The following is a 7654-nucleotide window of genomic DNA, read 5'->3' on the forward strand; positions in this document are numbered from 1 at the left end:
GAGTCTTCGCGCCGCGGTGCGGGGCCAGCACCATCGTCATGTTGCGGCCGTCCTGTTTCGCCGAGGTCTCGACGAAGCCGTAGTCGGCGACGTCGGCGCCCAGGCGCTGCAGCAGCCGGTACCCGAGTTCGGGCCGGGACTGCTCGCGCCCGCGGAACATGATCGTCACCTTGACCTTCGACCCGGCCTCCAGGAAGCGGATCACGTGACCCTTCTTGGTCTCGTAGTCGTGCGGGTCGATCTTGGGGCGAAGCTTCTGTTCCTTGACGACGGTCTGCTGCTGGTTCTTGCGAGACTCGCGCGCCTTCTGCGCCGTCTCGTACTTGAACTTGCCGTAGTCCATGATCTTGCACACCGGCGGTTTGGCGTCCGGGGCTACTTCGACAAGGTCGAGATCGGCGTCCGCGGCGACGCGGAGGGCGTCCTCGATGCGCACGATACCCACCTGCTCCCCACCCGGTCCGATCAATCGGACCTCCGGTACGCGGATACGCTCGTTGACGCGTGTCTCAGTGCTGATGGGGCCTCCCTGGTTCGGTGTTGTTCTCCGGTGCGCCCGCCGGCGGCGAGACACCGCAGGACCGCGTCGGGAGACAACACACCACCCAGCACTCTGTTCGATCGAACAGAAGGGCCCTGCACGCAGCAGGGCCCAATGCCGACGGATCACGGCGTACACCGCCTGCGTCGCACGCAGAACGGACACCCGCGAGGGCATCCGTGACCGAACCGACCGGCCTGGTGAGAAACTTCGGCCGGCGGTGGGAGTGGGACTCCACTTGCTGTCCTGGCGTTCGCCGGGACGGTCGTACGTGCAAGTCTAGCAGCCATGACGGAGAACCCTGCCAACAGCCGGACCGACCCACGGCATCGCGACCTGGCCGATATCCCCGCGATCGAGGTGATCAGCCGGGCCGCGGTCATGCTGATGAGCGCGGCGGCCGAGAAACTCGGGTTGGCCGATGCCGACCCCGAGGCCGGCGCCCACCGCGACCTCGACGAGGCGCGCCGGCTGATCAACGCCTACGCGGGACTGCTGGACGGCTGCGCCGGGAACCTGGGACCGCACGCCGCTCCGATGAAGGACGGCCTGCGCAGCCTGCAGTTGGCCTTCCGGGAAGCCGCCGCGGTTCCCGACGAGCCCGGGCAGGGGCCCGGCGAGAGATACACCGGGCCGGTCCGGTGAGGAATCCGCGGCCGAGCGAATACCCTGGCGGCGTATGACGGTCACGATCAGCAGGCCACGGACACCGACGCGGCTCGGCTGGGTACCGGCCGCGGCGGGCTGGGTTCTCGGCGTCATCGCCACCGCCGCGCTGCTGTCCAGCGTGTCCCCCACCATCCGGCACCTGACCAGTGTGCCGCGCGAGTTCATCGACCGTTACCTGTTCAACTTCCCCGACACCAGCTTCGCGTGGGCCTTCGCACTGGCGGTGATGGCCGGCGCACTGGCCGCCCGCAAGCGAATCGCGTGGTGGGTGCTGGTGGGCAACCTGGTGCTGGCCATCGTCCTCGACGTCGCCTCGCTCGCCCGGCGGGACGGATCGAGGCTGGAGGACATCGGCGAGTTCCTCGGCCTGACGGTCCACGTCGTCGCCCTCGCCGTCGTGGTCGCCGCGTACCACGAATTCTGGGCCAAGGTGCGGCGCGGGGCGGTGCTCAAAGCCGCCGCCGTACTGGTCGCCGGCAACGTGATCGGCATCCTGCTGGCCTGGGGCCTGCTGGAGTTCTTCCCCGGGTCGCTGCAGGGCGACCACCTGCTCTACTCGGTCAACCGGGTCAGCGGTTTCGCGGTGGCACCGCCGGAGTACTTCGCGGGCAAGCCCAATGGCCTGCTCAACGCGCTGTTCGGCCTGTTCGGCGCGCTGGCGCTGATGGCCGCCGCGGTAGTGCTGTTCCAGTCCCAGCGCGCCGAGAACGCCCTGACCGGCGAAGACGAGGTCGCGATCCGCTCGCTGCTGAACGCCTGGGGCAAGAACGACTCCCTGGGCTACTTCGCCACCCGCCGGGACAAGTCGGTGATCTTCGCGCCCAACGGCCGGGCGGCGATCACCTACCGGGTCGAGGTCGGCGTCTGTCTGGCCAGCGGCGACCCGGTCGGCGATCCGCGGTCCTGGCCGCAGGCCATCGCCGCATGGCTGGAACGCTGCCGCGAGTACGGCTGGGCCCCCGGGGTGATGGGCGCCAGTTCAACCGGCGCGCAGGCCTACCGGGAAGCCGACCTGAGCGCCCTGCAACTCGGTGACGAAGCGATCCTCTATCCCGACAGCTTCCGGCTGTCCGGCGCGGACATGCGCGGGGTGCGCCAGGCCGTCACCCGCGCCCGCCGTTCCGGGCTGACGGTGCGGATGCGACGCCACCGCGACCTGAGCGCCGACGAGATGGACCAGGTGATCCGGCGGGCCGACGCGTGGCGGGACACCGAGACCGAGCGGGGTTTCTCGATGGCGCTGGGGCGACTCGGTGACGCCGCCGACGGCGACTGCCTCCTGGTGGAGGCCATTGCGGGCGCGGGTTCCGGCCCGGCCGGTTCCGAACAGGTAGTCGGGATGCTCTCCTTCGTGCCGTGGGGGTCCACCGGGTTGTCATTGGACCTCATGCGGCGCTCGCCGCAGTCCCCGAACGGCACCGTCGAGTTCATGGTCAGCGAGCTGCTACAGCAGGCCGAAACCGTTGGCGTGAACCGTGTTTCGCTGAACTTCGCGATGTTCCGGTCGGCGTTCGAGGAGGGCGCCCGGCTCGGCGCCGGGCCCGTGGCCCGGCTCTGGCGGGCGCTGCTGCTGTTCTTCTCCCGCTGGTGGCAGTTGGAGACCCTGTACCGCTCCAACATGAAGTACCAGCCGGAGTGGGTGCCGCGCTACGCCTGCTACGAGGACGCCCGCCTGGTCCCCCGCGTCGGGGTGGCCTCGGTGATCGCGGAGGGCTTCCTGGTCCTGCCGTTCTCCCGGCGCAACAGGCAGCACACCGGCCACCACTCCGCCGTACCCCATCTCCTGCCCCCCGGCGACGCCGACGGGCCGCCCGCCCCGGCCGAGGGCGAATGGACCGGCGAAGGGACCGGCGAACAGCGAGTGCCCGATCAGGTCCGGGTCCGGATGGCCAAGCTGCAAGCGCTTCAGGAACGCGGTGTCGACGCCTACCCGGTGGGCAGTCCCCCGACGCATTCGGTGGCTGAGGCGATCGCAGCCGCCGACGGTTCCCCGGTCGTGGTCGCCGGCCGCGTGCTGCGCACCCGGGACTACGGCGGGGTGACGTTCTCGACGCTGCGGGACTGGTCCGGCGACGTGCAACTGCTGCTGGAGAACGCGGCCCTGGACGGCGACGTCCCCGACTTCTCCGACGTCGACCTCGGTGACCTGGTCGAGGTGAGCGGCCGGATCGGCTTCAGCAGGAACGGAACCCGCTCGGTGCTGGTCGACCGCTGGCGGCTGCTGGGCAAGTGCCTGCGCCCCCTGCCGGACAAGTGGAAGGGGCTGACCGACCCGGAGGCGCGGGTGCGGTCGCGCTACCTCGACCTGGCCGTCAACCCGGTGGCCCGCGACCTCATCCGGGCCCGCGGCGAGATCCTGCGCTCGATCCGGGAAACCTTGTTCGCCAAGGGTTTCCTCGAAGTCGAGACGCCGATCCTGCAGCAGGTCCACGGCGGGGCCAACGCGCGGCCGTTCCGGACCCACATCAACGCCTACGACCTGGACCTGTACCTGCGCATCGCCCCCGAGCTCTACCTGAAGCGGCTCTGCGTCGGCGGTGTGGAACGGGTCTTCGAGCTCGGCCGCGCCTTCCGCAACGAGGGCGTGGACTTCAGCCACAACCCCGAATTCACGCTGCTGGAGGCCTATCAGGCGCACGCCGACTATCTGGTGTGGATCGACGGCTGCCGGGAGATCATCCAGAACGCGGCGATCGCCGCGAACGGCTCGGCGGTGGTGATGCGCCCCGGCCCGGACGGCCGCCCGCACCCGGTGGACATCTCCGGCCGGTGGCCGGTCAAGACGGTCCACCAGGCGATCTCGGAGGCGTTGGGCCACGACATCGACCCGGAAACCTCGCTGAGCACGTTGCGCAGGCTGTGCGACGGCGCGGGCATCCCGTATCTCAGCCACTGGGACAGCGGCGCGGTGGTGCTCGAGTTGTACGAGCGCCTGGTGGAGGAACGCACCGAAGCCCCGACCTTCTACTGCGACTTTCCCACCTCGGTGTCGCCGCTGACCCGGCCGCACCGCAGCCGGTCCGGGGTCGCCGAACGGTGGGACCTGGTGGCCTGGGGAGTCGAACTGGGCACCGCCTACAGCGAGTTGACCGACCCGGTCGAGCAGCGCCGGCGTCTGCAGCAGCAGTCGATCCTGGCCGCGGGCGGGGATCCGGAGGCGATGGAACTCGACGAGGAATTCCTGCAGGCCATGGAGTACGCCATGCCGCCGACCGGCGGGCTCGGAGTGGGCGTGGACCGGGTGGTCATGCTGATCACCGGTCGCAGCATCCGCGAAACCCTGCCCTTCCCGCTGGCCAGACTGCGGTAGTCTGCCGGGCGTGACACCTCCGGCGCCGAGGGTCGACACCACCACGCTGGCAGAGCCGATCGGCATCTTCCGCGACCACATCTCCCTGATGCACGGCTGGCTTCCGCCGGCCGTCCAGGTCCTGGCCGGAGTGCTGCTGGTGCTGGCGGTCGGGTGGCGCACCCGGCGCTGGCGACTGGTGCCCGCCGCTGCGCTGTTCGGTCTCGCGGCGGTCGGGGTCACGCACTGGAACATCGCCTCCAACGGCCTCTCCGGTGAGCCGGCACCGCGACAGCTGTGGCTGTGGGTGGGGCTGACCGGACTGGCCTTCGGGGTCGCGGTGCTGGGCTGGCGATCGGCGGTCCGCTGGCGGCGGGTGGTCTCGGTCACGGCGGTGCCGATGGCGGCGTTGTCCGCCGGGCTGATGCTCAACCTGTGGGTCGGTTACTTCCCCACCGTGCAGACCGCGTGGGGTCAGCTGACCGGCGGCCCGCTGCCCGGTCAAACCGATCCGGCGACGGTCGCGAAAATGCTTGCCAGCCAGACGGTTCCGGCCCGGGGCAAGGTGGTGCCGGTGAACACCCCGTCGGATGTCTCGAAGTTCAGGCATCGCGGCGAACTGGTCTACCTCCCGCCGGTGTACTTCACCAGCAACCCCCCGCCCACCCTGCCGACGGTGATGATGATCGGCGGGCAGTTCAACACGCCCGCGGACTGGATACGCACCGCCAACGCGGTCCACACCATCGACGAGTTCGCCGCCCGGCACGGCGGGAACGCCCCGGTGTTCGTCTTCCCCGACTCCGGCGGGGCGTTCAACAACGACACCGAATGCGTCAACGGCGTGCGCGGCAACGCCGCGGACCATCTGACCATGGAAGTCGTGCCGCATATGGTTTCCACCTTCGGCGTGAGCGACGACCCGGCGAACTGGGGCGTGGTGGGGTGGTCCTCCGGCGGCACCTGCGCGCTGAACCTCACGGTGAAGTACCCGGAGTTGTTCAGCTCGTTCGTCGACATCGACGGCGACCTCGCGCCCAACGCGGGCACCAGGGAGCAGACCGTCGACCGCCTCTACGGCGGCAACGCCGAGGCGTGGTTCGAGTGGGATCCGGCCACCGTGATGGCCCGGTACGGCGAGTACGAGGGTGTGGCCGGGTGGTTCGCCGTCTCCGAACCGCCCGGCAGCGTCGGACCGCCGATTTCCGGGGCGGATCTGCAGGACCTGCCGGAGGAGACCGACCCGGCCGCCAATCCCACCGCGGCGGCCCGCACGCTGTGCCGGCTCGGCAGCGAGTACGGCATCGACTGCGCCGTCGTGCCGGAGGCCGGGAAACACGACTGGCCGTTCGCGGCTCGCGCCTTCGGCGCAGCGCTGCCGTGGCTGGCCGCGCGGGTCGGAACCCCCGACGTTCCCGAGGTGGCGCTGCCCGGAACCTCCGACCAGCCCGAGGGGGTGACCATCGCGGCCGAGGCCGGTCCGCACGGGGCGCCGGGTCACCGCCCTGCCGGAGTACGGTGAGGCCATGGCCGACGAGCCCACACCGCAGAAGCCGGAACCCGCCGACGACGCCGCGGCCGCCGCGGAGGTGAAGCCGGTCCCGGCCGTGCCCCCGCCGCCCCCGCCGCCCCCGCTCACCCCGGCCGTGCCGGACACCGGGTACACCACCGCGGGGGTGCCGACCTTCGAGGGTGTGCGCGAGAAGATCGAGACGCGCTACGGCACCGCGTTGGGTGCGACCGAGCTGGCCGCGGAGACCCCCGAGGTCCGGACCGCGGCGCAGCGATACGAGGACCGGCAGAAGGCCGCCGCGGACAAACTCGAGGAGATCCGCGCCGCGATGCGCCCCGCGGGTACGGACGGCGCGGAGAAGTAAGCCGCGGGGTGACTCAGGCGCTGGCTTTGCGGCGGCGCGGGGCCCGCTTCGGCGCCGGAGCGTCGATCATCCCGGCCAGGAACGCACCGGTGTAGCTGCCGGTGGCGGCGGCGACGTCCTCGGGGGTGCCCTCGGCGACCACGGTGCCCCCGCCGGAACCGCCTTCGGGGCCCATGTCGATGATCCAGTCCGAGGTCTTGATGACGTCCAGGTTGTGTTCGATGACGATGACCGAGTTGCCTTTGTCGACAAGGCCGTTGATGACTTTGAGCAGTTTGCGGATGTCCTCGAAATGCAGGCCGGTGGTGGGCTCGTCGAGGATGTAGACGGTCCGGCCGGTGGACCGTTTCTGCAACTCGGCGGCGAGCTTGACCCGCTGTGCCTCCCCACCGGACAGCGTCGGCGCCGGCTGACCCAGCCGGACATAGCCCAGCCCGACGTCGACCAGGGTTTTGAGGTAGCGGTGAATCCCGCTGATCGGCTCGAAGAACTCGCAGGCGTCCTCGATGGGCATGTCCAGGACCTCCGAGATGGTCTTGCCCTTGTAGTGGACTTCCAGCGTCTCCCGGTTGTAGCGGGCGCCGTTGCACACCTCGCACGGGACGTACACGTCGGGCAGGAAGTTCATCTCGATCTTGATGGTGCCGTCGCCCGAACAGGCCTCGCAGCGGCCGCCTTTGACGTTGAACGAGAACCGGCCGGGCTGGTAGCCGCGGACCTTGGCCTCGGTGGTGGCGGCGAACAGGCTGCGGATCTTGTCGAACACCCCGGTGTAGGTAGCCGGGTTGGACCGCGGGGTGCGCCCGATCGGCGACTGGTCCACCCGCACCAGTTTGTCGACCTGGTCCAGCCCGTTGATCCGGGTGTGCCGGCCGGGCACCAGGCGGGCCCCGTTGAGCTTGTTGGCCAGCACGCTCGCCAGGATGTCGTTGACCAGCGTGGACTTGCCCGACCCCGACACCCCGGTCACCGCGGTGAGCACCCCGAGGGGGAAGGCCACGTCGATGTCGCGCAGGTTGTGCTCACGCGCCCCGATGACGGTGAGCTGGCGCTTGCGGTCGACGGCCCGGCGAATGGCGGGCACCTCGATTCGCTGCTTGCCCGACAGGTAGGCCCCGGTGATCGAGTTCGGGTTGGCCAGCAGCTCGGCGTACGGGCCGCTGTGCACCACCCGGCCGCCGTGCTCGCCGGCGGCGGGCCCGATGTCGACGACCCAGTCGGCGTGGGCGATGGTGTCCTCGTCGTGCTCGACGACGATCAGCGTGTTGCCGAGATCCC

Annotated in this window: 6 protein-coding genes; 4 read left to right on the plus strand and 2 right to left on the minus strand. The window is 70.3% G+C overall.

Annotated features, from left to right (window positions below):
* The coding region (infC, locus tag ADBZ5U_RS13095) for a translation initiation factor IF-3 (protein ID WP_526810862.1) at nt 1–520 on the minus strand (520 nt) is incomplete at its 3' end.
* A gap of 309 nt (nt 521–829) precedes the next feature.
* Here infC and ADBZ5U_RS13100 point away from each other — a divergent pair.
* From ADBZ5U_RS13100 to ADBZ5U_RS13115, 4 genes are read left to right on the plus strand one after another with little or no spacing between them, the layout of a single operon-like run.
* Nucleotides 830–1186, plus strand: coding sequence for a DUF1844 domain-containing protein (locus ADBZ5U_RS13100; RefSeq protein WP_526810854.1), 357 nt, complete (start codon nt 830–832; stop codon nt 1184–1186).
* Between the two features lie 34 nt (nt 1187–1220).
* Nucleotides 1221–4520: a bifunctional lysylphosphatidylglycerol synthetase/lysine--tRNA ligase LysX gene (gene lysX / locus ADBZ5U_RS13105; RefSeq protein WP_526810856.1), complete on the plus strand. Its 3300-nt coding sequence runs from the start codon at nt 1221–1223 to the stop codon at nt 4518–4520.
* Nucleotide 4521: 1 nt separating this feature from the next.
* On the plus strand, nt 4522–6021 hold the full coding sequence (locus ADBZ5U_RS13110; RefSeq protein WP_526810864.1) for an alpha/beta hydrolase: 1500 nt from the start codon (nt 4522–4524) through the stop codon (nt 6019–6021).
* A gap of 4 nt (nt 6022–6025) precedes the next feature.
* Nucleotides 6026–6376 (plus strand): hypothetical protein, encoded by a 351-nt coding sequence (locus ADBZ5U_RS13115; RefSeq protein ID WP_526810858.1) that lies wholly within the window; start codon nt 6026–6028, stop codon nt 6374–6376.
* A 13-nt stretch (nt 6377–6389) separates the two neighbouring features.
* Here the strand turns inward: ADBZ5U_RS13115 and ADBZ5U_RS13120 are convergent.
* The coding region (locus ADBZ5U_RS13120) for an excinuclease ABC subunit UvrA (RefSeq protein WP_526810860.1) at nt 6390–7654 on the minus strand (1265 nt) is incomplete at its 5' end.

This window comes from Mycobacterium sp. (assembly GCF_040398885.1).
GTDB lineage: Bacteria > Actinomycetota > Actinomycetes > Mycobacteriales > Mycobacteriaceae > Mycobacterium.

Coding starts and splice junctions, on each gene's coding strand:
- lysX (WP_526810856.1), top strand. CDS start 1,221: ATGACGGTCACGATCAGCAGGCCACGGACACCGACGCGGCTCGGCTGG.
- ADBZ5U_RS13100 (WP_526810854.1), top strand. CDS start 830: ATGACGGAGAACCCTGCCAACAGCCGGACCGACCCACGGCATCGCGAC.
- ADBZ5U_RS13115 (WP_526810858.1), top strand. CDS start 6,026: ATGGCCGACGAGCCCACACCGCAGAAGCCGGAACCCGCCGACGACGCC.